The sequence below is a fragment of the Rahnella sp. RcJ3 genome (assembly GCF_009498575.1).
Taxonomy (GTDB): Bacteria; Pseudomonadota; Gammaproteobacteria; order Enterobacterales; family Enterobacteriaceae; genus Rahnella; species Rahnella aceris.
Window position 1 is genome coordinate 169,197 of the sequence record NZ_QSNX01000011.1, and the last position, 26,795, is coordinate 195,991.

Annotated in this window: 25 protein-coding genes and 1 pseudogene; 2 read left to right on the forward strand and 24 right to left on the reverse strand. The window is 51.1% G+C overall.

Features of this window, described 5'->3' with window-relative positions:
• Nucleotides 1–108 precede the first annotated feature (108 nt).
• Nucleotides 109–774, forward strand: coding sequence for a 6-phosphogluconate phosphatase (gene yieH, locus DXU84_RS16020; protein WP_013577696.1), 666 nt, complete (start codon nt 109–111; stop codon nt 772–774).
• 16 nt (nt 775–790) lie between these two features.
• Here the strand turns inward: yieH and DXU84_RS16025 are convergent.
• Nucleotides 791–1,594 (reverse strand): annotated as a pseudogene (locus tag DXU84_RS16025) (sugar phosphate isomerase/epimerase family protein); the annotation flags it as partial.
• 110 nt (nt 1,595–1,704) lie between these two features.
• Between DXU84_RS16025 and DXU84_RS16030 the strand changes: the two are divergent.
• Nucleotides 1,705–2,397: a TetR family transcriptional regulator gene (locus DXU84_RS16030; RefSeq protein ID WP_013577694.1), complete on the forward strand. Its 693-nt coding sequence runs from the start codon at nt 1,705–1,707 to the stop codon at nt 2,395–2,397.
• A gap of 84 nt (nt 2,398–2,481) precedes the next feature.
• Here the strand turns inward: DXU84_RS16030 and phoU are convergent, their stop codons facing one another.
• The 23 genes from phoU to ravA form a co-directional block, all read right to left on the reverse strand.
• Nucleotides 2,482–3,213 carry a phosphate signaling complex protein PhoU gene (gene phoU / locus DXU84_RS16035; protein WP_013577693.1) on the reverse strand — a complete coding sequence of 244 codons (732 nt, stop codon included), beginning with the start codon at nt 3,211–3,213 and terminating at the stop codon, nt 2,482–2,484.
• Between the two features lie 10 nt (nt 3,214–3,223).
• On the reverse strand, nt 3,224–3,991 hold the full coding sequence (gene pstB, locus DXU84_RS16040; protein WP_013577692.1) for a phosphate ABC transporter ATP-binding protein PstB: 768 nt from the start codon (nt 3,989–3,991) through the stop codon (nt 3,224–3,226).
• 92 nt (nt 3,992–4,083) lie between these two features.
• Nucleotides 4,084–4,971 (reverse strand): phosphate ABC transporter permease PstA, encoded by an 888-nt coding sequence (gene pstA, locus DXU84_RS16045; RefSeq protein WP_013577691.1) that lies wholly within the window; start codon nt 4,969–4,971, stop codon nt 4,084–4,086.
• Nucleotide 4,972: 1 nt separating this feature from the next.
• A complete protein-coding gene (gene pstC, locus DXU84_RS16050) occupies nt 4,973–5,929 on the reverse strand; it encodes a phosphate ABC transporter permease PstC (RefSeq protein ID WP_013577690.1) in 957 nt (318 codons plus the stop codon).
• 94 nt (nt 5,930–6,023) lie between these two features.
• On the reverse strand, nt 6,024–7,064 hold the full coding sequence (gene pstS / locus DXU84_RS16055; RefSeq protein ID WP_013577689.1) for a phosphate ABC transporter substrate-binding protein PstS: 1,041 nt from the start codon (nt 7,062–7,064) through the stop codon (nt 6,024–6,026).
• A 216-nt stretch (nt 7,065–7,280) separates the two neighbouring features.
• Nucleotides 7,281–8,153 carry a 23S rRNA pseudouridine(2604) synthase RluF gene (gene rluF / locus DXU84_RS16060; protein WP_013577688.1) on the reverse strand — a complete coding sequence of 291 codons (873 nt, stop codon included), beginning with the start codon at nt 8,151–8,153 and terminating at the stop codon, nt 7,281–7,283.
• 184 nt (nt 8,154–8,337) lie between these two features.
• Entirely contained in the window at nt 8,338–10,167 is a 1,830-nt protein-coding gene (gene glmS, locus DXU84_RS16065; RefSeq protein WP_037033885.1) for a glutamine--fructose-6-phosphate transaminase (isomerizing), read from the reverse strand.
• Between the two features lie 132 nt (nt 10,168–10,299).
• Nucleotides 10,300–11,670: a bifunctional UDP-N-acetylglucosamine diphosphorylase/glucosamine-1-phosphate N-acetyltransferase GlmU gene (gene glmU, locus DXU84_RS16070; RefSeq protein ID WP_013577686.1), complete on the reverse strand. Its 1,371-nt coding sequence runs from the start codon at nt 11,668–11,670 to the stop codon at nt 10,300–10,302.
• A gap of 271 nt (nt 11,671–11,941) precedes the next feature.
• On the reverse strand, nt 11,942–12,364 hold the full coding sequence (locus DXU84_RS16075; RefSeq protein ID WP_013577685.1) for a F0F1 ATP synthase subunit epsilon: 423 nt from the start codon (nt 12,362–12,364) through the stop codon (nt 11,942–11,944).
• Nucleotides 12,365–12,391: 27 nt separating this feature from the next.
• The gene (gene atpD / locus DXU84_RS16080; RefSeq protein ID WP_013577684.1) at nt 12,392–13,774 is read right to left on the reverse strand and encodes a F0F1 ATP synthase subunit beta; all 1,383 of its coding nucleotides are present in this window, start codon (nt 13,772–13,774) and stop codon (nt 12,392–12,394) included.
• A 32-nt stretch (nt 13,775–13,806) separates the two neighbouring features.
• Nucleotides 13,807–14,670, reverse strand: a complete 864-nt coding sequence (gene atpG, locus DXU84_RS16085) for a F0F1 ATP synthase subunit gamma (protein WP_013577683.1) — start codon at nt 14,668–14,670, stop codon at nt 13,807–13,809.
• Nucleotides 14,671–14,741: 71 nt separating this feature from the next.
• A complete protein-coding gene (gene atpA, locus DXU84_RS16090; protein ID WP_013577682.1) occupies nt 14,742–16,283 on the reverse strand; it encodes a F0F1 ATP synthase subunit alpha in 1,542 nt (513 codons plus the stop codon).
• 12 nt (nt 16,284–16,295) lie between these two features.
• Complete coding sequence (atpH, locus tag DXU84_RS16095) at nt 16,296–16,829, reverse strand: F0F1 ATP synthase subunit delta (protein ID WP_013577681.1); 534 nt, start codon at nt 16,827–16,829, stop codon at nt 16,296–16,298.
• Nucleotides 16,830–16,843: 14 nt separating this feature from the next.
• Nucleotides 16,844–17,314 (reverse strand): F0F1 ATP synthase subunit B, encoded by a 471-nt coding sequence (gene atpF, locus DXU84_RS16100; protein WP_013577680.1) that lies wholly within the window; start codon nt 17,312–17,314, stop codon nt 16,844–16,846.
• Between the two features lie 65 nt (nt 17,315–17,379).
• Nucleotides 17,380–17,619 (reverse strand): F0F1 ATP synthase subunit C, encoded by a 240-nt coding sequence (atpE, locus tag DXU84_RS16105; RefSeq protein ID WP_004093904.1) that lies wholly within the window; start codon nt 17,617–17,619, stop codon nt 17,380–17,382.
• 49 nt (nt 17,620–17,668) lie between these two features.
• On the reverse strand, nt 17,669–18,451 hold the full coding sequence (gene atpB / locus DXU84_RS16110) for a F0F1 ATP synthase subunit A (RefSeq protein WP_013577679.1): 783 nt from the start codon (nt 18,449–18,451) through the stop codon (nt 17,669–17,671).
• Nucleotides 18,452–18,473: 22 nt separating this feature from the next.
• Complete coding sequence (gene atpI, locus DXU84_RS16115; protein ID WP_013577678.1) at nt 18,474–18,872, reverse strand: F0F1 ATP synthase subunit I; 399 nt, start codon at nt 18,870–18,872, stop codon at nt 18,474–18,476.
• Nucleotides 18,873–19,521: 649 nt separating this feature from the next.
• On the reverse strand, nt 19,522–20,142 hold the full coding sequence (gene rsmG, locus DXU84_RS16120) for a 16S rRNA (guanine(527)-N(7))-methyltransferase RsmG (protein ID WP_241916819.1): 621 nt from the start codon (nt 20,140–20,142) through the stop codon (nt 19,522–19,524).
• A 129-nt stretch (nt 20,143–20,271) separates the two neighbouring features.
• A complete protein-coding gene (mnmG, locus tag DXU84_RS16125; protein ID WP_153376210.1) occupies nt 20,272–22,161 on the reverse strand; it encodes a tRNA uridine-5-carboxymethylaminomethyl(34) synthesis enzyme MnmG in 1,890 nt (629 codons plus the stop codon).
• A gap of 379 nt (nt 22,162–22,540) precedes the next feature.
• Nucleotides 22,541–22,984, reverse strand: a complete 444-nt coding sequence (mioC, locus tag DXU84_RS16130; RefSeq protein WP_013577675.1) for an FMN-binding protein MioC — start codon at nt 22,982–22,984, stop codon at nt 22,541–22,543.
• Between the two features lie 88 nt (nt 22,985–23,072).
• Entirely contained in the window at nt 23,073–23,534 is a 462-nt protein-coding gene (gene asnC / locus DXU84_RS16135) for a transcriptional regulator AsnC (protein WP_013577674.1), read from the reverse strand.
• Nucleotides 23,535–23,554: 20 nt separating this feature from the next.
• Nucleotides 23,555–25,024: an ATPase RavA stimulator ViaA gene (gene viaA, locus DXU84_RS16140; protein ID WP_153376212.1), complete on the reverse strand. Its 1,470-nt coding sequence runs from the start codon at nt 25,022–25,024 to the stop codon at nt 23,555–23,557.
• A gap of 2 nt (nt 25,025–25,026) precedes the next feature.
• On the reverse strand, nt 25,027–26,535 hold the full coding sequence (gene ravA, locus DXU84_RS16145) for an ATPase RavA (protein WP_153376214.1): 1,509 nt from the start codon (nt 26,533–26,535) through the stop codon (nt 25,027–25,029).
• Between the last annotated feature and the right edge of the window lie 260 nt (nt 26,536–26,795).

Here is a 26,795-nt window from a genome sequence, read left to right on the forward strand (position 1 = left end):
AGGATTTTAGCCCGAAAGCGCCAGCACTGGATGTATGGGATTAAATCTATCGTTCGGGTACAGTGCCATAATGCACGCCAATAGATGAAACGCTCACAGGGAGAAAGTATGCCACAGGTTGAATGTGTCTTTTTTGATTGCGACGGTACGCTGGTGGACAGTGAATTGTTGTGCTGCGAAGCCTATGTCGAAATGTTCGCGCATTTTGGTGTGACGGTTTCATTCGACGAAATGTATAAGAAATACAAAGGCGTCAAACTTTACGAAATCGTCGCGATCGTCAATAAAGAGCACGGTATCGACGTGCCGAAAGAAGAAATGGAAGTCGTGTTTCGCCAGCATGTTGCCCGTCTTTTCGACAGCAAACTTGAACCTATTGACGGCGCACGCGAGTTACTGGAACAAATCACCGTGCCGATGTGTGTCGTCTCAAACGGCCCGGTCACCAAAATGCAGCACTCTCTCGGCCTGACCGGATTGCTGCCTTTTATGGGGGATAAGTTATTCAGCGGCTATGATTTACAGCGCTGGAAACCCGATCCTGCCGTCTTGTACAAAGCAGCCGACGTCATGAACGTGCCGGTGGAAAACTGCATTCTGGTAGAAGATTCCGTGGCAGGCGCACAGGCCGGGATCACCGCAGGCATCCCGGTGTTTTACTACTGCGCCGACCCGCATAACCCGCCGCTGGATCACCCGCTGGTGACCACTTTCCACGACATGCGCGAACTGCCGGGGATCTGGCGTGAAATGGGGTATCAGATCACTCGCTGAGTGATTTTTCGTACGCCTGCATGCGCTTTTCCAGCTCCGTCAGAGATCGCAGGCCATCAGCCAGCGGCAGGGTTTTATCATTGAAGATTTCCAGTGACCAGGGGCCGGTGAAACCTTTACGGTTCAGCGTGCTGACAAAATCCACCAGCGGTAAATCGCCCTGCCCCGGATAACAGCGGTAACTACGGCTCCACTGCTGCACGTTCATGTCTTTGAACGGTACATCGGCCAGTTGCAGGAAACTGATTTTTTCCAGCGGCACTTCATCCAGACGGTCAAGATTGTCGCCCACGGCGAGAATATGAAAGCTGTCGAGCACAATGCCCAGCGCCGGACTGTTCACCTCGCGTACGCGATCCCACGCCTGGCGGTAACGGTTGACGTGTTTACCCCATGCCAGCGCTTCATAGCCGATACGGATGTCATACAGCTCCGCCATTTCCGCCAGCGCAGCGAGATCGGCAATCTGCACCTCCCGCTCCGGTGAACTTTCCGGATCGGTGTTGCTGCACACCAGTAAATGATCGCAGCCCAGCTCGCTCATCAGGTCGAACTGGCGGCGTGCGCTGGCGAGTTTTTCAACCCGCTTCTCTGCCGGAACCCCTTCGAAATCACGGAAAGGTTGCAGCAGGAAAATACGCAGGCCGAGAGAATCGGCGAGGTTACGGATAGCCGCCGGTTTGACAGGACTTTTAAGCAAATCGTCTTCGAATATTTCCACACCATCAAATCCTGCAGCCGCAATGGCGGTAAGTTTTTCAGGCAAGGTTCCTGGTACTGAAACTGTCGCAATAGAATGTAACCGGGTGGTTGCAGGCAAAATAGTGTCCTTTTAGTCAGGCTTCGATACTTACAGTAGTGGACCCTCACGCCACATTCGTCAAGTGCGGCGAAGTTGTATGAACGCACAGATTGTAACTGGGCTAAGCAATGGTTAATCTCTGTGGCGAGAATGTGGTTAATGAAGAGGATAAGACGCTGAGCAGCCAAAGTTCCCCGGCGCCGGGACGTAAAAATGATCCGATAGGACTCAGGCAGCGCATTTTCGACAGCGCTCTGGCTGAATTCGCTGAATCCGGTCTGATGGGCGCGCGCATGGAAAATATCGCCTCCAATGCCAGCACCACGAAACGTATGGTGGTCTACCACTATAAGACCAAAGAAGCCCTGTACATGTTGGTTCTGGAACACGTTTATCGCGGTATTCGCCAGCACGAGCTGGAGCTGGACTTATCTTCGTTGCCACCTGCGGAAGCGATCGTCAAACTGGTAGAAGCCAGCTTCGATTTCCATGTCTCACACCCGGAATTTATCCGTATTGTATCGACAGAAAACATGCTGCGCGGCCGCTTTATCCGCCAGTCCACCAGCATCCGTGAGATCAACAAAACGGCATTAACGCTGCTGGAAGATATCCTTGAACGCGGCAAACAAAGCCATCTGTTTAAGGAAGATGCGCAGGCGCGCGACGTTCACCGCCTCATCAGCAGCCTGTGTGTGCACCAGGTCGCCAACCAATATACGTTCGGCGCTTTGTTTGAAAATCCGGATGAGGTGGATTTACAGACCGCCCATTACCGGCAGTTGGCCGTACAGGTCGCGCTGCGCTATGTGATGAAATAATTGCGCTGACCGGACGCGGGTATAGATCGGAAAGCAAAAAGGCCTCGTCAGAGGCCTTTTTTGTGGAGCGATGTCAGTAAACCCTTATTCTTTCGGCACATCTTTACCGTCTGTCAGCAATTTATCCAGCGCATCGCCGCCCACATGACGGAAATCCTGACCTTTCACAAAGTAGAAAATGAATTCGCAAATGTTCTGGCAACGGTCACCGATACGTTCGATAGAACGGGCGCAGAACAGTGCGGTCAGCACGCTTGGAATCGTGCGTGGATCTTCCATCATGTAGGTCATCAGCTGGCGCACAATGCCTTCATATTCCTGATCCACTTTTTTATCTTCACGGTAAATACGCACCGCTTCGTCAAGATCCATACGCGCAAACGCATCCAGCACATCATGCAGCATCTCTACGGTATGGCGGCCCAGCGATTCCAGGCTGACCAGCAACGGCTGATGCAAATGTGAGAATTTTTCCAGCGCCGTGCGGCAGATTTTATCTGCCACGTCACCGATACGCTCGAGTTCAGAAATGGTTTTGATAATCGCCATCACCAAACGTAAATCGCTGGCGGTTGGCTGGCGCTTGGCAATGATGCGCACACAAGCTTCGTCGATCGCCACTTCCATCAGGTTAACTTTGTCATCACCTTTGATGACGCGTTGCGCCAGTTCGGCATCCTGATTGTGCATCGCCGTGATGGCGTCAGTCAGTTGTTGCTCAACCAGGCCGCCCATCGCCAGAACCTGCGTACGGATATGTTCAAGCTCAGCATTGAACTGGCCAGAAATGTGTTTGTTTAAGTTCAGGTTGTCCATTCTTTGTACCTCAACCGTAGCGGCCAGTAATGTAATCTTCAGTCTGTTTGCGCGCTGGTGAAGTGAACAGCGAGTCAGTGTCGCTGTATTCGATCAGTTCGCCCAGATACATAAACGCAGTGCGATCTGAACAACGCGCAGCCTGCTGCATGTTGTGGGTCACGATCACCACGGTGTAATCAGATTTTAACTCGGTGATCAGCTCTTCGATACGGCCGGTAGAAATCGGATCGAGCGCCGAGCAAGGTTCATCGAGCAGCAGAACGTCAGGACGGATCGCAATACCACGTGCAATACACAAACGCTGTTGCTGGCCGCCGGACAGGCTGTAACCACTCTGGTGCAACTTGTCTTTAGATTCATTCCACAATGCAGCTTTGGTCAGCGCCCATTGCACACGCTCGTCCATATCCGTGCGGGACAGCTTTTCAAACAGACGGACACCAAACGCGATGTTGTCGTAAATCGACATCGGGAATGGCGTCGGTTTCTGGAAGACCATGCCGACTTTGGCGCGCAGCAGCGCGATGTCCTGCTTATCAACCAGAATGTTTTCGCCATCAAGCAGGATTTCACCCTCAGCGTGCTGTTCCGGATACAGCTGGTACATTTTGTTAAACGTACGCAGCAGCGTGGATTTACCACAGCCTGACGGGCCGATGAATGCCGTGACTTCGTTCTTAGCAATATCCAGGGAAATATTTTTCAGCGCGTGGAATTTGCCGTAATAAAAGTTCAGATCGCGAACCTGAATTTTGCTGTTGGATGCGTCAGTCATTCTCAGACATCTCTCTTATTCGCGCGCCGCATGGCGACGCCGGGTAAACAGTGATGGCAGCCGCTATCACCTGCCATCGATAATAAATTCGCTTATTGCTTTTTCGGGGCGAAAATCACACGCGCCAGAATGTTCAGCAGCAGCACACACACGGTAATCAGCAGTACACCCGCCCACGCCAGTTGTTGCCACTCGCCAAACGGGCTCATCGCAAACTTAAAGATGGTGACCGGCAGGTTAGCAATCGGCTGCATCATGTCGGTGCTCCAGAACTGGTTGGAGAGCGACGTAAACAACAGCGGCGCGGTTTCACCGGCAATACGGGCAATCGCCAGCAGGATCCCGGTGATAATGCCGGAAACTGAGGCTTTCAGTGTGATGGCCGAAATCATTTTCCACTTCGGCGTACCCAGTGCGTAAGCCGCTTCACGCAGGCTGTCCGGCACCAGTTTCAGCATGTTTTCCGTGGTACGGATAACAATCGGGATCTGTAACAATGCCAGTGCAAGCACGCCCGCCCAGCCGGAGAAGTGTCCCATTTTTGCCACCATAATGGTGTACACAAACAAGCCCACAACGATGGATGGTGCGGAAAGCAGAATGTCGTTAATGAAACGAATGAATTCAGCCAGCCAGGATTTACGTCCATATTCGGCCAGATAAATCCCCGCCATCACGCCCAGTGGCGTACCGATGACCGTTGCCCACAGAATCAATAATCCGCTGCCTGCAATGGCGTTAGCCAGACCGCCGCCTGCCGTATTCGGAGGCGGGGTATTTTCTGTGAACAGCGCCAGCGACATCCCGTCAACACCTTTAACGATCGTGGTGAACAAGATCCACACCAGCCAGAACAGACCAAACGCCATGGTCAGCATAGAGACCATCAGCGCCAGACGGTTCTTCTGACGGCGCCACGCCTGACGTTTGCGACGCGATTCCAGTAATGCAGTATTACTTTGCATTTCGAGTGTCGTCATCTTAACGGCCCTCTTTCTTAGCCAGACGCAGGATCATCATTTTCGACAGCGCCAAAACAATAAAGGTGATGACAAACAGGATCAGACCCAGTTCCATCAGTGCAGACGTATGCAGCCCGGCTTCCGCTTCGGCGAATTCGTTCGCCAGTGCAGAGGTAATGCTGTTGCCCGGCGCGTACAGCGATGCGCTATCGAGCTGGTAGGTGTTACCGATAATGAAGGTCACCGCCATGGTTTCGCCAAGTGCGCGCCCCAGACCTAACATCACGCCGCCGATCACACCATTTTTGGTGAACGGCAGCACGATGCGCCAGATCACTTCCCACGTAGTGCAACCAATGCCGTAAGCAGATTCTTTCATCATCACCGGCGTTTGCTCGAACACGTCACGCATGACGGAAGCTATGTACGGGATGATCATAATGGCGAGGATGACGCCTGCTGCCAGAATACCGATACCAAAACCCGGACCGGCGAACAGGGCACCAACAATCGGGATACCAGAAAGCACATCGCCCAACGGCGTCTGAAAATACTGCGCAAACAGCGGGGCGAAAACGAACAACCCCCACATGCCATAAACAATACTGGGGATCGCCGCCAGCAGTTCAATAGCAATCCCCAGCGGGCGTTTCATCCAGTTCGGCGCCAGCTCGGTAAGGAATAATGCGATACCAAAGCTGACGGGAACAGCAATCAGCAGGGCAATAATGGAGGTCACGACCGTGCCGTAAATCGGCACCAGTGCGCCAAATTGCTGGTTCGGTGCATCCCAGGTTTTCGTCCACAGGAAGGACAATCCGAACTTTTCAATGCTCGGCAGGGAAGCAATAAACAGCGAGACGATAATGCCGCCCAACATAAATAGCACAATCAGCGCTGCCAGTTTAACCAGCGCGCCGAAGATGATGTCACCGTTTTTGCTGGGTGCCTTGATAGCCGGCTTGTATTCAGCCATACCACTCTCTTTTAATTCAGATTTAATTCCCTCCCCGGCCGGAGAGGGAATGAAGCAGAAGACTTGTACTCTATATCAGACCCGAGGTCAGATCCTAGTAAAGTGCTTTACCGCTGCTGTCTTTGATGTTGGTTTTCCAGGCTGCGCGGATCTGTTCTACAACAGAAGCTGGCAGTGCGGCGTAATCCAAATCAGTCGTCAGTTTGTTACCGTTTTTGTAAGCCCAGTCGAAGAACTTCAGCACTTCGGTGCCCTTCGCTGCATCTTGCTGGTCTTTGTAAATCAGGATGAAGGTGGTGGAGCTGATTGGCCACGCATTATCACCTTTCTGATTGGTCAGGTCCTGAGCGAAGGTTTTGCTCCAGTCTGCGCCTTTAGCGGCTGCACTGAAGGATTCTTCTGTCGGGCTGATGGCTTTGCCGTCTGCATCTACCAGCTTGGTGTAAGCCAGGTTGTTTTGCTTGGCATAAGCATATTCTACGTAACCGATTGAACCAGGCAGACGCTGAACGAAGGCTGCGACGCCGTCGTTGCCCTTGCCGCCGAGACCCGTTGGCCAGTTAACAGTAGAACCTGCACCGATTTTGTCTTTCCACTCGCTGTTCACTTTCGCCAGGTAGCTGGTGAATACGAAGGAAGTACCGGAACCGTCAGCACGGCGAACCACCGCGATGTTAGTGTCTGGCAGTTTCACGCCCGGGTTCAGCTTGGTGATCGCCGTATCGTTCCACTTTTTGATTTTACCGAGGTAAATATCACCCAGCGTTGCGCCATCCAGAGTCAACTGACCGGATTTGATGCCCGGGATGTTAACAGCCAGTACCACGCCGCCGATTACAGTAGGAAACTGGAACAGACCGTTTTTATTCAGATCTTCTTCTTTCATCGGTGCATCAGATGCCCCGAAATCAACGGTTTTAGCGATGATTTGTTTCACGCCGCCGGAAGAACCGATGCCCTGATAGTTAACCTGAGTACCGGTTGCTTTCTGGTATGCATCAGCCCACTTAGCATAGACAGGGGCTGGGAAGGTACCGCCAGCGCCAGTCAGGTTAGCGGCAGCGAAAGCAGACATTGCTGTGAGGGAGAAAGTCGCTGCTACAAGACCGGCGACGGTGTTACGCATCAATTTCATGTTCCACTCCTGGTGGTTTTAAACTTCCCGACTGATGTCGACGTTAATTAAAGTGTTTGGCACAGGAGGAAAATAGGACAGTTTAGTGACAGTAAAATGTACGTTATATGACAGTTTTATGACACTGGTCACAATTCGAACCATACGGGCAAAATGCGGGAGTTTTAAGCAGAAAAAGCCGGTTATTACACCGGCGGATAATGAAAAGCAGGTAAATTAACGCCCCTTCTTCTTACGGCCAGGCTGGGCAAAACGCTTGCGGGATGCGGAATTTGCTTCAGGTTTTTCGCTGTTTTTCGTTTTAGTGACAGCCGGTTTTTTAGCCTGAGCAGGTTTTGATGGCCCTTTTTTCGCCGGTTTGTCTTCAGACGAAGAGTTTTCAATCAGCTTAAACAATTCGATCAGTTCATCATCGGTCAGATCACGCCATTCGCCCAGCGGTAATCCTTTCAGATTGATATTCATAATACGCACACGTTCAAGCTTAGTGACGTCGAAACCAAAATGCTTAGTCATGCGGCGGATCTGTCGGTTAAGTCCCTGCACCAGCGTAATGCGAAACACCATCGGTGCTTCTTTCTTCACTTTGCATTTCTTGGTCACGGTGCCGAGCATCGGCACACCCGCGCCCATACCGGCAATAAACTCGTCCGTGATCGGTTTATTGACAGTCACGATATATTCTTTTTCGTGGTCGTTACCGGCACGCAGGATTTTATTGACCAGATCACCGTGATTGGTCAGTAAAATCAGGCCCTGCGAATCTTTGTCCAGACGGCCAATCGGGAAGACGCGTTTGCTGTGGTTAACGAAATCGCGGATGTTGTCCCGCTCCCCCTCTTCCATCGTGGTGATAATGCCTACGGGCTTGTTCAGCGCAATAAGCACCAGATCTTCTTCATCACGCGGCTCAATAATCTGACCATTCACTTTCACCACATCGCCGGCAAACACCTGAGCACCCACCGCAGCACGCCTGCCGTTGATAAAAACATTTCCCTGTTCGATGTAACGATCAGCATCGCGGCGCGAGCAGATGCCGCTCTCGCTAATGTATTTGTTGAGACGAATGGAGGAGTTAGTCAGCATTCAGAGGGGTACCTTCAGAAAAACGCGAACTATACCTTATCCGGGGCGGGTTACGAAGCCTGAGAGAAGAGAATCGTGACCGGCTGCTGACAAAGGGAGAGCAGGTCACCGGAGAACAACATTCTGGAAAGAGAAAAGCGCCCCGGGAGGCGCTTAGAGATAACATGGCTGAAACCGGACAGTCTTATTCGACAGTCACAGACTTCGCCAGATTACGTGGCTGGTCAACATCGGTGCCTTTAATCAGCGCAACGTAGTAGGACAGCAACTGGAGCGGTACGGTGTAGAAAATCGGAGCGACGATTTCTTCAACGTGAGGCAGCTGAATAATCTTCATACCGTCACTGTCGACAAAACCCGCGTCCTGATCGGCGAAGACATACAGTAAACCGCCACGTGCACGCACTTCTTCGATATTCGACTTCAGTTTTTCCAGCAATTCGTTATTGGGCGCAACCACGATCACCGGCATATCCGCATCAATCAGCGCCAGCGGGCCATGTTTCAGCTCGCCTGCCGCATAGGCTTCAGCGTGGATATACGAAATCTCTTTCAGCTTCAGCGCACCTTCCATCGCGATCGGATATTGATCGCCACGGCCAAGGAACAGGGCGTGATGTTTATCAGAGAAACCTTCAGCCAGTGTTTCGATAGTCTTATCCAGCGACAGCATTTGTTCGATGCGCGCAGGCAACGCCTGAAGCGCGTGAACAATGTCGTGCTCAACTTGCGGACTCATCCCTTTCAGGCGGCCCATACGCGCCACCAGCATCAGCAGAACGGTCAGCTGCGTGGTGAAAGCTTTGGTTGAGGCCACACCGATTTCGGTGCCCGCTTTGGTCATCAGCGCCAGATCGGATTCACGCACCAGAGAAGAACCAGCCACGTTGCATACTGCCAGCGAACCAAGATAACCCAGCTCTTTCGACAGACGCAGCGCTGCCAGCGTATCAGCCGTTTCACCCGACTGAGACAGCGTGATGATCAGGCTGCCCGGACGAACAGCAGATTTGCGATAGCGGAATTCCGAAGCGATCTCGACATCACAAGGCATGCCAGCCAGTGACTCAAACCAGTAACGCGCCACCATCCCGGAGTTATATGACGTACCGCAGGCGATAATCTGCACGTGCTGAACACGGGACAGAATTTCGTCCGCTTTTTCGCCCAGCTCGCTCAGATTCACTTCGCCGTGGCTGAAACGGCCTTCCAGGGTGTTTTTAATGGCCAGCGGCTGTTCGTAGATTTCTTTTTGCATGTAGTGGCGGTAAACGCCTTTATCACCGGCGTCGTACTGCACTTTGGATTCGATTTCTTCACGCTCAACGGCATGACCATTTCTGTCATATACGCTGACGGAACGGCGCTTAACTTCAGCAACATCGCCTTCTTCCAGGAACAGGAAGCGGCGGGTCACAGGTAACAGCGCCAGCTGATCGGAGGCAATGAAGTTTTCACCCACACCACGACCAATCACCAGCGGGCTGCCGGAACGGGCCGCGACCAGAACAGACGGATCGCGGCGATCCATCACCACCGTGCCGTAGGCTCCACGCAGTTGCGGGATAACGCGCTGGACCACTTCGAGCAGCGTACCGCCCTGGAGTTGTTCCCAATGCACCAGATGCGCGATCACTTCGGTATCTGTTTCAGAATCAAAACGGTAGCCGCGTTCAATCAACAATTCACGCAGAGGTTCGTGGTTTTCGATAATGCCGTTATGCACCACAGCAATGTAATCAGACACATGCGGGTGAGCATTCGCTTCAGAAGGTTCGCCATGGGTTGCCCATCGTGTGTGAGCAATACCGGTGCCACCATGCAAAGGATGTTCATCGAGTGCATCAGCCAGCATCTGGACTTTACCCAGACGACGCAAGCGCCCCATTTTCCCGTCAGCATCAATGACAGCCAGACCGGCTGAGTCATAACCGCGGTATTCGAGACGGCGTAAACCTTCCAACAGAATTTCAGCAATATCGCGTTGCGCTACTGCGCCTACAATTCCACACATCAGTTTTATTCCTATTGAAGGTCTTTTCGGGACCTTTTTTGATGCCTGACCTGATTTATCCGCAAGCCCCGTTTTCCGGTGTACTTGCGGTTCCCCGAGCCTTGTAGAGAGTTGGGGATTATTATGAACAGCTTATTTTTTCTTCACCGGTTTCTGCCAGTCAGGTTTATGCACCTGCGGCACCCGGCTTAACAGTAAACCATTGTCCGGCACGTCGCGCGTGACCGTTGTACCGGCGGCGATCGTCACGTTATTACCCACAGTGACTGGCGCTACCAGCTGAGAATCTGACCCCACAAAGACATCGTTACCGATGATGGTCTTATGCTTGTTTACGCCGTCGTAGTTGCAGGTGATGGTACCCGCGCCAATGTTAACGTTATCCCCAATATCAGCATCACCAAGGTAGGAGAGATGACCAGCTTTAGAGCCTTTGCCGAGACGCGCTTTTTTGATTTCGACGAAATTGCCGACATGCGCGCCTTCAGCCAGTTCAGCGCCGGGGCGCAGACGGGCGAAAGGCCCGACCGTACAACCGCTTTCCAGCACCGCATCTTCGAACACGCTGTAAGGGCTGACTTCACAGTCATCGCCAATCACGCAATTTTTCAGCACGCAGCCCGCACCGATTTTGACGCGATCACCCAGTTTCACGTGACCTTCGATAATGACATTGGTGTCGATCAGTACATCGATGCCGTGAGACAGTTCACCGCGCAGATCAAACCGCGCTGGGTCCATCAGCATCACGCCTTCGAGCAACAGACGCTCTGCCTGTTCACTCTGATATACGCGCTCAAGACGGGAAAGTTGCAGGCGGTTATTCACACCATCCACTTCGCTGTTTCGCGCCGGATGAACGGTGGCGATCAGATGTCCTTCCGCATGCGCCATCGCAATAATATCGGTGATGTAGTATTCACCCTGCGCATTGTTGTTATTCAGCTGCCCGAGCCAGCGTTTGAATGACGCGCCGTTAGCGACCAGGATACCGGTGTTAATTTCCTGAATTTTCAGCTGTTCTTCGCTGGCATCTTTCTGCTCAATAATGCCGGTAACAATGCCATTCTCACGAACGATACGGCCATAACCGGTCGGGTCATCCAGCACGACGGTCAGTAAACCAATGCCGCCATCGGGCTTGGCTTTGAGTAATTCGTTCAGGGTGTCGACGGAAATCAGCGGAACATCGCCGTACAGCATCAGCACATCTTCATCATCGGCAAAGAACGGCGCCGCCTGCTGCATCGCATGACCGGTCCCCAGTTGCTCTGCCTGCAATACCCAGTTCAGATCACTGCCTGCCAGATTTTTCTTCAGTAAATCGCCACCATGGCCATAGACCAGATGCACGTTCCGGGCACCCACTTGCGTGGCCGCATCAATGACGTGCTGAACCATTGGCTTGCCAGCCAATGGGTGAAGAACTTTCGGAAGGTTGGAGTACATGCGTGTCCCCTTGCCCGCGGCAAGGATCACCACACTCAGTGCGCTGTTCGACATAGGTAACCTGACAAATCCAATTTGAGTGACAAAAGTAACCCGTTCAGTGCGCGGATTACTACATATTTCGCTTCAAAAACCGCCCGCAGGCCGCAGCCTGCAAGGGTTGTATGCTGTATAGACTACACCAAAAAAACTGAGGGTAAAGTGTCGGTTAATCACCCAAGTATTCCATTAAAAGCGAAAATTAGCCTTGGGAAAAACACTGAAAATGCACTTTATTAAAAGCAAAAAAAAAGCGACCCGAAGGTCGCTTTTCTAACTGATGTTGTTACATCGCTTTTCTGGTCAGTTCGATAACGCGAAGTTTCGCGATCGCCTTAGCCAGTTCCGCTGACGCCTGAGCGTAATCAACGTCGCCGTGAGAACCACTAATGTGTTCTTCCGCTTTGCGCTTAGCTTCAAGCGCGCGCGCTTCGTCGAGGTCTTGCCCACGGATTGCAGTATCAGCCAACACGGTCGTTGCATTCGGTTGCACCTCAAGGATGCCACCGGAAAGATAGATATACTCTTCTTCACCGTGTTCTTTAACAATGCGCACCATGCCAGGCTTGATGGCGGTGAGCAGCGGAGCATGCCCCGGGAAAATACCCAGTTCGCCTTCGCTACCCGTCACCTGGATCTTTTGTACCATGCCGGTAAACATACGTTTTTCCGCACTAACAACATCCAGATGGTAAGCTTTTTCAGCCATGTCATCCTCTCTCACAACAAGCTAGCGTTACAGTTTCTTGGCTTTTTCCACTGCTTCATCAATGGTGCCAACCATGTAGAACGCTTGTTCCGGCAGGTGATCGTAGTCGCCGTCCATAATGCCTTTGAAACCACGAATGGTATCTTTCAGCGATACGAACTTGCCCGGAGAACCGGTGAAGACTTCGGCCACGAAGAATGGCTGGGACAGGAAGCGCTGAATTTTACGCGCACGGGATACAACCAGTTTGTCATCTTCTGACAACTCGTCCATACCCAGGATCGCGATGATGTCTTTCAGTTCCTGGTAACGTTGCAGAATAGACTGCACGCCACGAGCCACATCGTAGTGCTCCTGACCAACAACCAGTGGATCCAGCTGACGGCTGGTGGAATCCAGTGGGTCAACCGCCGGGTAAATACCCAGTGACGCGATCTGACGGCTCAGAACCACGGTCGCATCTAAGTGAGCGAAGGTGGTAGCTGGAGATGGGTCAGTCAAGTCATCCGCAGGAACGTAAACGGCCTGTACGGAGGTGATTGAACCACTTTTGGTCGAGGTGATACGTTCTTGCAGAGCGCCCATCTCTTCCGCCAGCGTTGGCTGATAACCTACCGCTGATGGCATACGGCCCAGAAGTGCGGACACTTCGGTACCGGCCAGGGTGTAACGGTAAATGTTGTCAACGAACAGCAGTACGTCACGACCTTCGTCACGGAATTTCTCCGCCATGGTCAGGCCGGTCAGTGCAACGCGCAGACGGTTACCTGGTGGCTCATTCATCTGACCATACACCAGGGAAACTTTGTCGATAACGTTGGAGTCGGTCATTTCGTGATAGAAGTCGTTACCCTCACGAGTACGTTCACCCACACCTGCAAACACAGAATAACCGGAGTGCTCGATCGCGATGTTACGGATCAGCTCCATCATGTTTACAGTCTTACCAACACCCGCACCACCGAACAGACCGACTTTACCGCCCTTAGCGAACGGACACATCAGGTCCATAACTTTGATACCGGTTTCCAGCAGTTCCTGGGAGTTTGCCAGCTCTTCATAAGAAGGCGCAGCGCGGTGGATCGCACGACGTTCTTCTTCGCCGATCGCACCTTTCATGTCGATTGGTTCACCCAATACGTTCATGATACGACCCAGAGTCGCTTTACCCACCGGTACTTCAATTGGGTGTTCCAGGTTGTTCACTTTCAGACCGCGACGCAGGCCGTCTGAGGTACCCATTGCGATACAACGAACAACGCCGCCGCCTAACTGTTGCTGTACTTCCAGCACCAGTTTGGAGGTACCGTTTTCTACCTCAAGAGCATTGTACACGTTCGGTACTGCATCCTGAGGGAACTCGACGTCCACCACGGCGCCGATTACCTGGATAATCTTTCCAGTAGCCATCTTGAATCCTCTACGTAATTCGTAAACCTAGCTTAAACCGCGGAGGCTCCCCCGACGATCTCGGTGAGTTCCTGAGTGATGCTGGCCTGACGAGCTTTGTTGTATACCAACTGCAGCTCTTTGATCAGGCTGCCGCCGTTATCGGTTGCGGCTTTCATCGCTACCATTCGCGCGGCCTGTTCGCTGGCCAGGTTTTCTACGACGCCCTGATAAACCTGGGACTCCACATAGCGACGCAGGAGAGTATCCAACAGTGCTTTAGGGTCCGGCTCATACAGGTAATCCCAGGATTTTTTCGCCAGTTCGCCGTCTTCTGCTGGTGGCAGAGGCAACAACTGAACGATACGTGGTTCCTGAGACATGGTATTGACGAATTTATTGCTAACAACGCATAACTTGTCTAAGCGACCTTCGTCGAAAGCCTGCAACATCACTTTCACCGGCCCGATCAGTTCTGACAGGGAAGGGTTATCCCCCATGCCAGTCACCTGAGCAACAACGTTGCCCCCAACGGAGCCGAAGAAAGAGGCTGCTTTGGAACCGATCAGTGCGAGATCAACTTCAACACCTTTTTCGGACCAGCCTTTCATCTCTGACAGCAGTTTTTTGAACAGGTTAATGTTCAGACCACCACAAAGACCACGGTCGGTAGACACCACCAGATACCCGACACGCTTAATTTCACGCTCATCCAGGTACGGGTGCTTGTATTCCAGATTACCAAGCGCAAGGTGACCAATCACTTCACGAATGGTTTCTGCATAAGGACGGCTGGCCGCCATGCGATCCTGCGTTTTACGCATTTTGGAGGCGGCGACCATTTCCATCGCTTTAGTGATCTTTTGCGTGTTTTGCACGCTGCTGATCTTACTACGTATCTCTTTTCCGCCGGCCATCTCTGCTTCTCCTCATTACCAAACGGCCTGCTGCTTATCTGCCAGAGGCAGGGCAGCAAGGCCGCGAGGTGTTACCAGGACTGGGTTGCTTTGAAGGTATCGAGGATATTTTTGAATTTACCCTCGATCTCATCGTTATACGCACCAGTTTGGTTGATTTGCTGCAGAAGCTCGCCGTGCTCACGGTCAGCGTAAGCCAACAGTGCAGCTTCGAAGCTACCGACTTTAGACAACTCAACGTCTTCCAGATAACCACGTTCTGCTGCGAAGATGATCAGAGACTGCGCAACGATTGACATCGGAGCGTATTGTTTCTGTTTCAGCAGCTCAGTCACTTTCTGACCGTGATTCAGCTGTTTACGGGTTGCCTCATCCAGATCAGAAGCGAACTGCGAGAACGCAGCCAGCTCACGATACTGTGCCAGAGCGGTACGAATACCACCGGACAGTTTCTTCATGATCTTAGTCTGAGCAGCACCACCAACACGGGATACCGAAATACCCGGGTTAACCGCAGGACGAATACCGGCGTTGAACAGGTTAGATTCCAGGAAGATCTGACCATCGGTAATCGAGATTACGTTGGTCGGAACGAACGCGGAAACGTCACCCGCTTGCGTTTCGATAATTGGAAGCGCAGTCAGGGAACCGGTTTTGCCTTTCACTTCACCTTTGGTGAATGCTTCAACATACTCGGCGTTAACACGCGCAGCACGTTCCAGCAGACGGGAGTGAAGATAGAAAACGTCGCCTGGGTAAGCTTCACGACCAGGTGGACGACGAAGCAGCAGGGAAATCTGACGGTAAGCAACAGCCTGTTTAGACAGGTCATCATAAACGATCAGTGCGTCTTCACCGCGGTCACGGAAGTATTCACCCATTGCGCAACCGGAATACGGTGCCAGGTATTGCAGTGCAGCAGATTCTGATGCAGTTGCAACAACAACGATGGTGTTTGCCAGTGCGCCGTGCTCTTCCAGTTTACGAACCACGTTAGAAATGGTGGACGCTTTCTGGCCGATAGCCACATAGATACATTTGATGCCGGAATCGCGCTGGTTGATGATCGCATCGATCGCCAGAGCTGTTTTACCGGTTTGACGGTCGCCGATGACCAGTTCACGTTGACCACGACCAATTGGGATCATGGCATCAACGGACTTATAACCTGTCTGCACAGGTTCATCTACCGACTGACGTTCGATAACGCCAGGTGCGATTGCTTCAACAGCTGAGAAGCCGTCGTGCTCTACCGGACCTTTACCATCAATTGGCGCACCCAGGGTGTTAACCACGCGGCCCAGCAGGCCACGGCCAACTGGAACTTCCAGGATACGGCCAGTACATTTTACTTTCATACCTTCGGCGAGGTCAGCGTAAGGGCCCATTACAACGGCACCTACAGAGTCACGCTCCAGGTTCAGGGCGATAGCGTAGCGGTTACCCGGCAGCGCAATCATTTCGCCTTGCATGACATCGGCTAAGCCGTGCACACGGATGATCCCGTCACTGACGGAAACGATAGTACCTTCATTGTGAGCTTCGCTCACCACATTGAACTGAGCAATGCGCTGCTTGATCAGTTCGCTGATTTCGGTGGAATTCAGTTGCATGCTCCAGTCCCCTTAAGACTGCAAGACGTCTGCCAGGCGTTCTAGACGACTGCGAACGCTGCCATCAATCACCATATCACCTGCACGGATTACGACACCGGCAAGAACAGACTTGTCAATTTTGCAATTCAGCTTAACTTTGCGAGACAGACGTTTTTCCATCGCAGCAGCAATTTTTGCCTGCTGTTCTTCCGAAAGCGGATTTGCTGAGGTCACTTCAACTTCAGCAACAGCCTCGAGAGAGGCGCGCAGTTCAATAAACTGCTCCAGCACTTGCGGAAGAACGCGTAAACGTCCATTTTCAGCCATTACCTTAATCAGGTTTTGGCCTGCGTCGTCGAGTTCGTCACCACATACGGCAATAAACGTTTTAGACAAAGTTTCAGGCGCGCTAGCACCGGAAAGCAGTTCTTCAATTTGTTCATTGCGCGTGACTTCAGCCGTGAACGCTAACATGGACTGCCAGCGGTCTAAGCTTTGGTGCTCAACGGCAAAGTCAAAAGCTGCTTTGGCGTAGGGGCGAGCTACAGTTACAAATTCAGACATCAGCCCCTCCCTCCTTACAGTTCAGCGACCAGTTTATCAACGATGTCGCTGTTAGCAGCTTCATCCACGGAACGTTCGATAATCTTCTCGGCGCCAGCAATGGCCAAAATTCCGACTTGCTTACGCAACTCTTCACGGGCGCGTTGGCGTTCGGCGTCGATCTCTGCCTTGGCTTGCGACACGATCTTGTTACGTTCCTGCTCGGCTTCAGCTTTTGCTTCGTCGACGATTTGAGCTTTACGCTTGTTCGCCTGATCGATGATTACCTGAGCTTCAGCTTTGGCTTTCTTCAGTTGGTCGGTCGCATCGGCTTGCGCTAAGTCCAGCTCTTTTTTGGCACGTTCTGCGGAAGATAAACCTTCAGAAATTTCTTTCTGACGTTTTTCGATGGCAGCCATAATTGGCGGCCATACGTACTTCATGCAGAACCAGACAAACAGGACGAACGCGATAGCCTGGCCGAGGATTGTTGCGTTAAGATTCACAGCACAATGCCTCTTTCAAAGTGAATTATTTGATGTAGTTCGATTAACAGTGAGCAAGCTCAGTGTTAGGCGACAGCAAACATCACGTACAGACCCAGACCAACCGCAATCATTGGGATTGCATCGACCAGACCCATAACGATAAAGAACTGTGTACGCAACAGAGGGATCAGGTCAGGCTGACGTGCAGCACCTTCCAAGAATTTACCACCCAAGATGCCGATACCGATTGCAGCACCGATTGCCGCCAGGCCCATCATCACAGCGGCAGCCATGTACAGCAGATCCATACTCAGGTTTTCCATGACAGTCTCCAGTTTGTTTCAGTTAAAACGCAGTAGTGTTGAAAGAAAATCAGTGTTTTTCAGATGCCATCGAGAGATAGACAATCGTCAGAACCATGAAAATAAAGGCTTGCAGCGTAATGATCAGGATGTGGAAAATGGCCCAAGGCACATTTAGAATCCACTGTGACCACCACGGCAACAGGCCAGCAATAAGGATGAAGATCAACTCACCCGCATACATATTGCCAAACAGTCGCAGACCCAGTGAAACTGGTTTAGACAGCAGGCTGACACCTTCAAGAATCAGGTTAATCGGAATGAAAACCGGATGATTGAATGGCTGCATTGTCAGTTCTTTAATGAAACCGCCAAAGCCTTTCATCTTAATGCTATAGAAAAGAATCAGAATGAATACGCCGAGTGCCATGGACAACGTGATGTTCACGTCAGCCGTAGGAACCACACGCAACGCTGGCAGACCAAGCAATTTTTCACCGATAGTCGGCAACAAATCGATTGGCAGCAAATCCATCAGGTTCATCATAAACACCCAGACGAAGACGGTCAGCGCGAGAGGTGCAATCACTTTGCTTTTGCCGTGATACATGTCACGTACGCTGCTGTCGACGAAACCAACGACCAGTTCAACTGCGGTTTGCAGTTTACCCGGGACACCGCTGGTGGCGTTTTTGGCTACGCGATGGAAAATAACCAGAAAGAGTACTCCGAGGAACACGGAGAAAAACATCGAATCGATGTTAATCGACCAGAATCCCGTCCCAATCTGAAGCTGAGTCAGATGGTGACCGATATACTCTTGTGGAGTAGAGATTTCTCCTGATGCAGACATGATGCCTCTTACCCTTTAGTAGTTAAGTACGGTAACTGTTAATGACGGCCGGTGCCAAAATCTGAGTCATCAACACCGATAAATAGGCCAACCCCAACGGAGCAAAAGCCGCCTTAAACAGGCCAAGTGCGATAACCATTAAGATCACCGTAACCAGCACCTTCAGCGCTTCTCCGATTGCAAAGGACCAGGCAACCCGTCCAGAGACCGTTGTTTGCGCCTGATGGCGCCATGCAAACAGCATGAACAGTACATTTGGCACCCAGGCGGCCAACCCACCCATAAGAGCCGATGTGGTCCATTCCAGGCTTTTAAAACCAAATACTGCACTGAGCAGAACAAAGGTCAATAACTGCAGTATCAACAGCTTTCTGGCAACCTTCACACTATTTGTACTGTGTAAAATACCGGATACAGACATGACGTTTGTTCTCTCCGTATCAAGTACCTAGCTGGAGGTAGACTGAATGCCGTATATCACTGCCTTTACTGTTTTGAGTCAAGCAGCAAAAACCGAGCAAATTATACGGGGCACAGGGACGAATTCAATGGATAAGTAGCGAAAAGGTGAACAATTATTTAAATTTTCCCCTTCACGACTATTTTGACAACCAAACTATAGCTGAATTTGCCCTTTTTGGTTTGATACGGTTATTTCATCACCCGACAAAGAAGCGTGCACTGGATCACATAATTAACTCATGACACTTTATATACCCTGCACTGTTTGAATGTCTTTAGCTAATCAGGCCTTTTAAAATCTTTATAAATCAATTTGTTAATAAAACACTGTTCGTTAAACAATCTTCTTTAAAAATAACCACGATTTATTGACACAACAACCCAACAAATAACAACATTTTCATTACAAGTTCAATATCAGCCGGTTGATGACCGTTCAATTTCAAAAGTGACTATTACAGTCCGGATTAAAATAAAAACATCTCTGAAATGCTATCAGTCTGTAAAAAAGCGGTGATTGAGTGTTTGTCACCGCTATATAATTAGCCTGCTCATTTTAACTGCAATAACTCATGCGCTTTTTAAATATTTTTTGATAAAACGCAACTTTAGTTTGAGCTAAGAATGACGAGATGCCGTTCCCCGTCAAGTTCTGGTACCTGCAGTTTTATGACCGATTCCAGAGTGATACCTTCCGGCAATACCGCCATTTCACCATCAGGGCTCACCCCTTTTAAGGCGTAAAAACGCCCCTGCCCTTTTTGTGGCAGGTGATGGCACCAGGAAAGCATATCCTGCAGGGATGCAAAAGCACGGCTGATCACCCCATCAAACAACGGGTCTGGCTCAAACTCTTCCACACGACTTTGTACCGGTTCGATATTTTTCAGCCCCAGTTCATGCTGAACCTGACGCAGGAAGCGTACGCGCTTACCCAAGCTGTCCAGCAGCGTAAAGTGTGAATCAGGGCGAACGATGGCAAGAGGAATTCCCGGTAAACCAGGGCCTGTGCCTACGTCGATGAAACGGCTGCCCTGCAGATGCTCATTTACTACGATGCTGTCCATGATATGGCGTACCAGCATCTGCATCGGGTCACGGACAGACGTCAGGTTATAGGCTTTGTTCCACTTATGCAGCAGTTCCACATAGCCAATCAGTTGCTGTTTTTGCTGATCGGGTAACGCTATTCCTGCCGCAGCAAGCAGCGAGTCCAGTTTCTTTTGCACAGTGAATCCTCAGAAAGAGTCAATATTCGGGAACAGCCCGGTTGAGAAATGATAAAACACTCAGAAAGATGGGAAAAGTAAGAACTGACCGCCGCTTTGTTTTCAAAGGGCGGTCATAAGAGAGGTGAGTTATGCGCTACGGCGCAGTAAGCCTTGTTTTTTAAGCCAGATCAGCAAGATCGAGATAGCTGCCGGCGTAATACCCGAGATCCGCGATGCCTGACCAATGGAGGTCGGCTTGTGATCGTTAAGCTTGGCGATCACTTCATTGGAAAGACCATTAACCTGGCGGTAATCAAGATCAACAGGCAACACAGTGTTTTCGTTACGCTGCTGTTTTTCGATCTCTTCCTGCTGACGGGCGATATAGCCTTCATATTTGATCTGAATTTCAACCTGTTCTGCTGCCTGCACATCCGGGACAGAAGGTGCGAACGGAGAAAGACGGGTAATCAGCTCATAGGTCATTTCAGGACGACGCAGCAGTTCTTCTGCACTGGCTTCTTTAGAAAGCGGTGCAGAAAGATGTGCATTAATCTCTTCAACCTGCGCGTGATGAGGGTTCACCCAGATACCACGCAGACGCTGACGTTCCTGTTCGATCATTTCCAGTTTTTCGTTGAACCGCGCCCAGCGGGCATCGTCAACCAGACCTAATTCACGGCCTTTTTCTGTCAGGCGTAAATCGGCATTGTCTTCGCGCAGCATCAGTCGATATTCAGCGCGTGATGTAAACATCCGGTACGGTTCTTTGGTGCCCAGCGTACACAGGTCATCAACCAGCACACCGAGATAAGCTTGATCGCGACGTGGCGCCCAGCCCTCTTCTTCGCTGGCACTACGGGCAGCATTCATGCCAGCGAGTAAGCCCTGTGCAGCGGCTTCTTCGTAACCCGTCGTACCGTTGATTTGTCCGGCAAAGAACAGACCGGCGATAAATTTACTTTCCAGCGTCGGTTTCAAATCACGCGGATCGAAGAAATCGTATTCAATCGCATAACCCGGACGAACAATAACGGCATTTTCCATCCCCTGCATAGACCGGACGATCTGCATCTGCACATCGAATGGCAGGCTGGTGGAAATTCCGTTTGGATAAACTTCATTGCTGGTCAGGCCTTCCGGTTCAAGGAAGATCTGATGAGAATTGCGATCGGCAAAACGCATGACTTTATCTTCGATCGACGGGCAGTAACGCGGGCCGATCCCTTCGATGATCCCGGCATACATCGGGCTGCGATCCAGATTATTGCGGATCACGTCATGGGTTTTTTCGTTGGTATAGGTCATGTAACACGGGATCTGGCGCGGATGTTGCGACACATTGCCCATGAACGAGAATACCGGTGCCGGATTATCACCATGCTGTTGTGCCAGAACACTGAAATCAATGGTCCGGGCATCAATACGCGGAGGTGTACCGGTTTTAAGACGGTTAACGCGTAAAGGCAATTCACGCAAACGTTGAGACAAAGAGATCGCCGGAGGATCCCCTGCACGGCCACCGCTGTAGTTTTCCAGACCTATGTGGATCTTTCCGTCCAGGAAGGTGCCGACAGTCAGTACAACCGCTTTAGCGCGGAATTTCAGCCCCATTTTGGTCACAGCACCGACCACACGATCGTTTTCGACGATCAGGTCTTCAACAGGTTGCTGGAAGATCATCAGGTTTGGCTGGTTTTCCAGGGCGGTATGGACGGCCTGACGGTACAGAACGCGGTCAGCTTGAGCACGTGTTGCCCTGACTGCCGGGCCTTTGCTTGCGTTTAGTATCCTAAACTGAATACCCGCATGATCGATAGCCGTAGCCATCAGTCCGCCCAATGCGTCGACTTCTTTTACCAGATGTCCTTTCCCGATCCCGCCAATTGCCGGGTTACACGACATCTGTCCCAGCGTGTCGATATTGTGGGTTAATAATAAGGTCTGACGTCCCATGCGTGCAGAAGCCATTGCGGCTTCAGTACCTGCATGACCACCACCTATGATGATGACGTCAAATTGATCCGGATAAAACATGCGACTGCACCTCGGCGTTCAAGCGAACTTTCTTTGTATGGCGTTGGGAGGAGGGATTCTACTCAAGTTTTGAGCTTCCACAAGTCCCCGGGGATCTTCACTAATTAAAAGAAGATCTTTTTTATTTAAAGATCTCTTATTAATACTTCTATTAGGATCGCGATCCTCTGTGCATAAGTCTTTTTTGTTTATGAAGATCAGTATGCTAAGAAGGATCGAATGCTGTGAATGATCGGTGATCCTGGACAGTATAAGCTGGGATCAGAAGTGAGAGTTATGCACAGCATGAAAAGCGTACAGGAGTTGTTAGAGGGATAACTACGGGTTTTACCCTGCTTTTAAGCATAGTTATCCACATCTGATCGCCTGAAATTTACACTTATTTGATCAAATTAATCCAGTTGATCACCCAAACCTCGGCCGGATCCTCAGGAATTTCGTGTTGAGTCACGTCGATCTCAAGACGATCACCGATCCGTTTTGCCCCTAATGACGTCAGTTTTTGATCCAGAGAACTGATCGCGCCACAGAAGGTGTCATATTCACTGCTGCCTAAACCTAATGCGCCAAAGCGTACTTTTGACAGATCGGGTTGCTGATCTTCCAGCTGCTCCATAAAAGGTTGCAGGTTATCAGGCAGCTCACCAGCACCGTGTGTCGAGCACACGATCAGCCAGATACCTTCCTGCGGAACTTCGTACAGTTCCGGACCATGGAACATCTGAGTGGAAAAACCGGCTTCTTCCAGTTTCTCAGCCACGTGTTCTGCTACATATTCGGCACTGCCAAGCGTACTGCCACTGATCAGGGTAATGTCAGACATGATGCTCTCACCCGGGAAAAGGAGGCTATTGTACGCTGTGAATGAGCTGGGATCTACCTGTGGATAATAGGGGTATAGAAATCAGTGCTCAGGGCTGGATGGTACGTGTGATGGGGTTCTGCAGGGAGATCAGCGTCTCGGTCGACTGGATCTCGTCAATTGTCTGGATCTTGTTGATAAGTACGTGCTGAAGGGAATCAATCGAGCGGCACATGATCTTAATGAAAATGCTGTAATGCCCGGTGGTGTAATAGGCTTCGACCACTTCTTCTATACTTTCGAGCTTTTTCAGTGCCGACGGATAATCCTTGGCACTTTTCAAAATGATGCCAATAAAACAGCATACGTCGTAACCCAGCTGTTTAGGATTGACGGTAATATGCGCGCCGGTAATGATGCCCGCTTGTTTCATCTTTTCTACGCGGACGTGGATCGTCCCCGGGCTGACGGTGAACACTTTTGCCAGTTCAGCATATGGTGTGCGGGCATTATCCATCAGGGCGTTCAGGATCCCGCGATCCAGCTCGTCGAGCTGATAAATTTCAGTCATGATTATCTTTCTCTTTAGGCTTAATTTCTCTGCCAGCGTCGCTGTACGCGGCTTTTCATGCCGGTATCGAAGCGCCAGATATGATCGAAAATGCGCAGGATGCCGGGCTTGCCATAGTGCGACATTGCCAGGGCATGAAAGCGGTGGTGTTTTTCCCGTTGTAACGCCCTGACCTTCTTTTGTACTTCATCTGGCAACCGCTGGGCGATAAAGTCCGAGATCACCACTGCATCAGCATCCTCCCACTGCGGAGAAGCGAGTTTATCCAGTGTGGCATTCAGACAGGCGGCCAGATCGGTACCACCACGAAAATGCTGCCCCAGAAAGCGCAGCGCCTGATCTAGGCCACCGTTGGAGGTCAGTTCATAATGGATCACTTCACTGGCAAACAACATGATGTAACATCGGCGGTTATCAGCCAGTGCGATTTTCAGTAACGCCAGACAGAACGCTTTGGCGCACTGTTCGTTAAATCCCCCCATCGAACCGGATGTATCGACGCAGACGACAAAAGGCCCACGCGGTTGCGGTTCCTGTTGCTGATAGACCACAGGCCGTTTGACCACTCTCTCGCGCCAGACGTCCCCTTGCAGGCGATATGTCATCAGACGCTTTTCCAGCAAACGGCGGTAAAATTCGTATTCCAGCTCAGGCAGCCCCAGCGTCACCAGCTCCGTCGGCATCAGGCGCAAAATATCATCGCTCTGATGAATGCCATTCACTTCTTCCGGCACCGTTGCAGGTTCGCGCACCATCAGCCGGTGAGTTTCCATTTTTGCATCTTCATGCGGACTGGTTTTGACCGTCTGGCTGCGCCCCAGTTGTTCTGCCAGATGCATCAGCTCAGGCTGCTGCTGAAGAAAAGCGCCGAAACGCGCCAGCGACTGAATATCACCCCGCAGACGCTTCCCTTTACTCATATCCCACAACCGGCCTGCTGCCGTATCGTTCTCCGCTAATAAAGGAGAGAGCTCGCTGCTGAGCTGCAGTCGTTGCAGCAATTCTTCCTGCAACTGCTCCTGTTCTTGTTCGAGTAACTGATGATGAACGTTCACCGTTTGGAAGGTCAGGTTCAGGCGCCAGCGCTGGAGGAACAAGGTATGAAAGCTGTTGCCGGTTTTCGCCGTCCGTGAGGTTTCATTATTCTCCTGTAAGGTGCGGGCTTCAGTGGCAAAGGGAGAGCTGAGTTGCTCCAGTTCATCGATGAGGGAAGGCAGTCCGGACTGAAAAGCCGTGGCGTCGATCTGCTGGCAATGCTGATAAAGATAGAATTCTTTCGCCAGCTCTTGGGGAACCGGCGTTTCGTGGATCCTCTGGCGAAGGCGCAATTTCCATTCTGGGAGATCTTTGGTCAGGGCACGCTTGAGACGGGGAAATTTCTCGAAGAACACCGTCAGCGCTGGCGCAGCCAGCAAGCCGACGAGCAGTTCTTCAATCAGTTCGGCTTCGCTGATGGCCAGCAGAAGATCCAGTGACTCGAGACTGAACATGATCAGTGACCACTGAATGTCTGTTGCTGATGACGCAACTGTTCAGCCACCTGAAGCAGGCTGGCTTCTATTTTTGCCATCCATTCTGCCGGAACAAACAGACAGTTTTGCTGCTGGCTGAATTCATGTCTCTGCTGCGCCAGTTTTGCGGTCAGGTCACTCAGCGTATTTTTCATTTCGTCGGGAACGGCAATATGCTCATGGCCCGGCAGCGTCAGCGGCGTGCTCTGACGGCTGACATCCAGCACCAGAAGTTGTTGTTTGTCATCGATTTCCAGATCCACGGTTTGTACAAAACCAATCCCGTTGAGTTTGGCTTTCAGTACGCCTCCTTTATTTAACCACTCTTCCAGGATGATGCGTTCGAATAACAGGTGTGTGACTTTTATTTCATGCAGGTGTAAAGGCGTTTGCAATAACAGGGTCAGGTTGGTGGTGTTAAGTGATTCAGGCAGGCTGTACTGTGGCTTGCGGCTGAAAATGCCGGCTTTCTTGCTCAGTTTGATTGACTGACGCGAACTCTGTTGCTGCTGATGTTGCATCCATTGCTGATTCAGCTGCTGAATTTTCATCAGCAGTGTCTGCTGCTGATAAGCCTGTTCGGTGATCAGTTGCTCAATCTGGGTTTGCAGCAGGTTATAAGTATTAAGGTCATGCCATAAACAGTCTTTCAGCAGGATCAGATCCACCTGCGTGATCGCTTTTCTGCCACTGAAAAATGCGCAGGCCTGCAACAGGCGCAGGGCTTTTTTCCAGCGACGGTCCGAGACATAAGGTGCCGTATCCAGGGCATCAAGGCGCTGGCGCAGCTGGAAGATCAGTTCAAAGCAGCTGTCTGAAAGATTGACTTTGTCGATCTCCGGCTGCCATTGTTGGTATTCTTCATCGCTGATACTCAGGGACTCTGTCACCGGATTGGCGTTTTCATTGTTCCGGCTGGTCAGCAGTGAGCGAAAATTTTGCTTATCCTGCACTTTATCCAACCACAGACGGATCAGCATGCGGTCGTACAGCGCTTCGAGGCCACCATCGGCTTCGGGTAATTCGTTGGACGCACTGACCAGCAGACGCATCGGAATAGGTTCTTCTCGTTCGCCATTACGGAAGCGGCGTTCATTGATGGCGGTGAGCAATGTATTGAGGATGGCCGGGCCTGCTTTCCAGATTTCATCAAGGAAGACAATTTCAGCTTCCGGCAAGTAACCTTCGGTCAGACGCAGATAGCGGCCTTCATCTTTCAGGGCCTGAATCGAGAGCGGGCCAAAGACTTCTTCCGGCGTGGAAAAGCGCGTCATAAGATATTCAAAAGCGCGCGCATGTCGGAACGCAAATTTCAGGCGCCGGGCAATCAGGCTTTTTGCAATACCTGGCGGGCCGAGCAGAAAAACGCTTTCGCCGCACAGGGCTGCCAGCAGGCAAAGTCTTATGGCATCCTGCCGCTCGTACAGGCCATGTTCTAATGCGTTAGCAAGACGGGCGATCCGTTCTGCCAGAAGGGGAGATTGCGCCATACTGTCTCTTCCGGTTTCCATTGAGTTGTTGAATAGTGTACTGGCTAATAGCGATATGCCACGTTTATTTTTGTCGTTATAGCTTGTTGATTACTAAAAATTTTCTATTATCAGAAATGTGACCCCGTTCATATGAACGCCGGTTTAGCTGCACATTTAAGGGTAGGCAATCCAATTTATTCGTGCATACTGTGCGCCTTTTAGTGGGCATCATAAGATCGAGCGCACTCATCGCTTACGGATGTTCGAGCAAAAAAGAA

Coding starts and splice junctions, on each gene's coding strand:
- yieH (WP_013577696.1), top strand. CDS start 109: ATGCCACAGGTTGAATGTGTCTTTTTTGATTGCGACGGTACGCTGGTG.
- DXU84_RS16030 (WP_013577694.1), top strand. CDS start 1,705: ATGGTTAATCTCTGTGGCGAGAATGTGGTTAATGAAGAGGATAAGACG.
- phoU (WP_013577693.1), bottom strand. CDS start 3,213: ATGGACAACCTGAACTTAAACAAACACATTTCTGGCCAGTTCAATGCT.
- pstB (WP_013577692.1), bottom strand. CDS start 3,991: ATGACTGACGCATCCAACAGCAAAATTCAGGTTCGCGATCTGAACTTT.
- pstA (WP_013577691.1), bottom strand. CDS start 4,971: ATGACGACACTCGAAATGCAAAGTAATACTGCATTACTGGAATCGCGT.
- pstC (WP_013577690.1), bottom strand. CDS start 5,929: ATGGCTGAATACAAGCCGGCTATCAAGGCACCCAGCAAAAACGGTGAC.
- pstS (WP_013577689.1), bottom strand. CDS start 7,064: ATGAAATTGATGCGTAACACCGTCGCCGGTCTTGTAGCAGCGACTTTC.
- rluF (WP_013577688.1), bottom strand. CDS start 8,153: ATGCTGACTAACTCCTCCATTCGTCTCAACAAATACATTAGCGAGAGC.
- glmS (WP_037033885.1), bottom strand. CDS start 10,167: ATGTGTGGAATTGTAGGCGCAGTAGCGCAACGCGATATTGCTGAAATT.
- glmU (WP_013577686.1), bottom strand. CDS start 11,670: ATGTCGAACAGCGCACTGAGTGTGGTGATCCTTGCCGCGGGCAAGGGG.
- DXU84_RS16075 (WP_013577685.1), bottom strand. CDS start 12,364: ATGGCTGAAAAAGCTTACCATCTGGATGTTGTTAGTGCGGAAAAACGT.
- atpD (WP_013577684.1), bottom strand. CDS start 13,774: ATGGCTACTGGAAAGATTATCCAGGTAATCGGCGCCGTGGTGGACGTC.
- atpG (WP_013577683.1), bottom strand. CDS start 14,670: ATGGCCGGCGGAAAAGAGATACGTAGTAAGATCAGCAGCGTGCAAAAC.
- atpA (WP_013577682.1), bottom strand. CDS start 16,283: ATGCAACTGAATTCCACCGAAATCAGCGAACTGATCAAGCAGCGCATT.
- atpH (WP_013577681.1), bottom strand. CDS start 16,829: ATGTCTGAATTTGTAACTGTAGCTCGCCCCTACGCCAAAGCAGCTTTT.
- atpE (WP_004093904.1), bottom strand. CDS start 17,619: ATGGAAAACCTGAGTATGGATCTGCTGTACATGGCTGCCGCTGTGATG.
- atpB (WP_013577679.1), bottom strand. CDS start 18,451: ATGTCTGCATCAGGAGAAATCTCTACTCCACAAGAGTATATCGGTCAC.
- atpI (WP_013577678.1), bottom strand. CDS start 18,872: ATGTCTGTATCCGGTATTTTACACAGTACAAATAGTGTGAAGGTTGCC.
- mnmG (WP_153376210.1), bottom strand. CDS start 22,161: ATGTTTTATCCGGATCAATTTGACGTCATCATCATAGGTGGTGGTCAT.
- mioC (WP_013577675.1), bottom strand. CDS start 22,984: ATGTCTGACATTACCCTGATCAGTGGCAGTACGCTTGGCAGTGCCGAA.
- asnC (WP_013577674.1), bottom strand. CDS start 23,534: ATGACTGAAATTTATCAGCTCGACGAGCTGGATCGCGGGATCCTGAAC.
- viaA (WP_153376212.1), bottom strand. CDS start 25,024: ATGTTCAGTCTCGAGTCACTGGATCTTCTGCTGGCCATCAGCGAAGCC.
- ravA (WP_153376214.1), bottom strand. CDS start 26,535: ATGGCGCAATCTCCCCTTCTGGCAGAACGGATCGCCCGTCTTGCTAAC.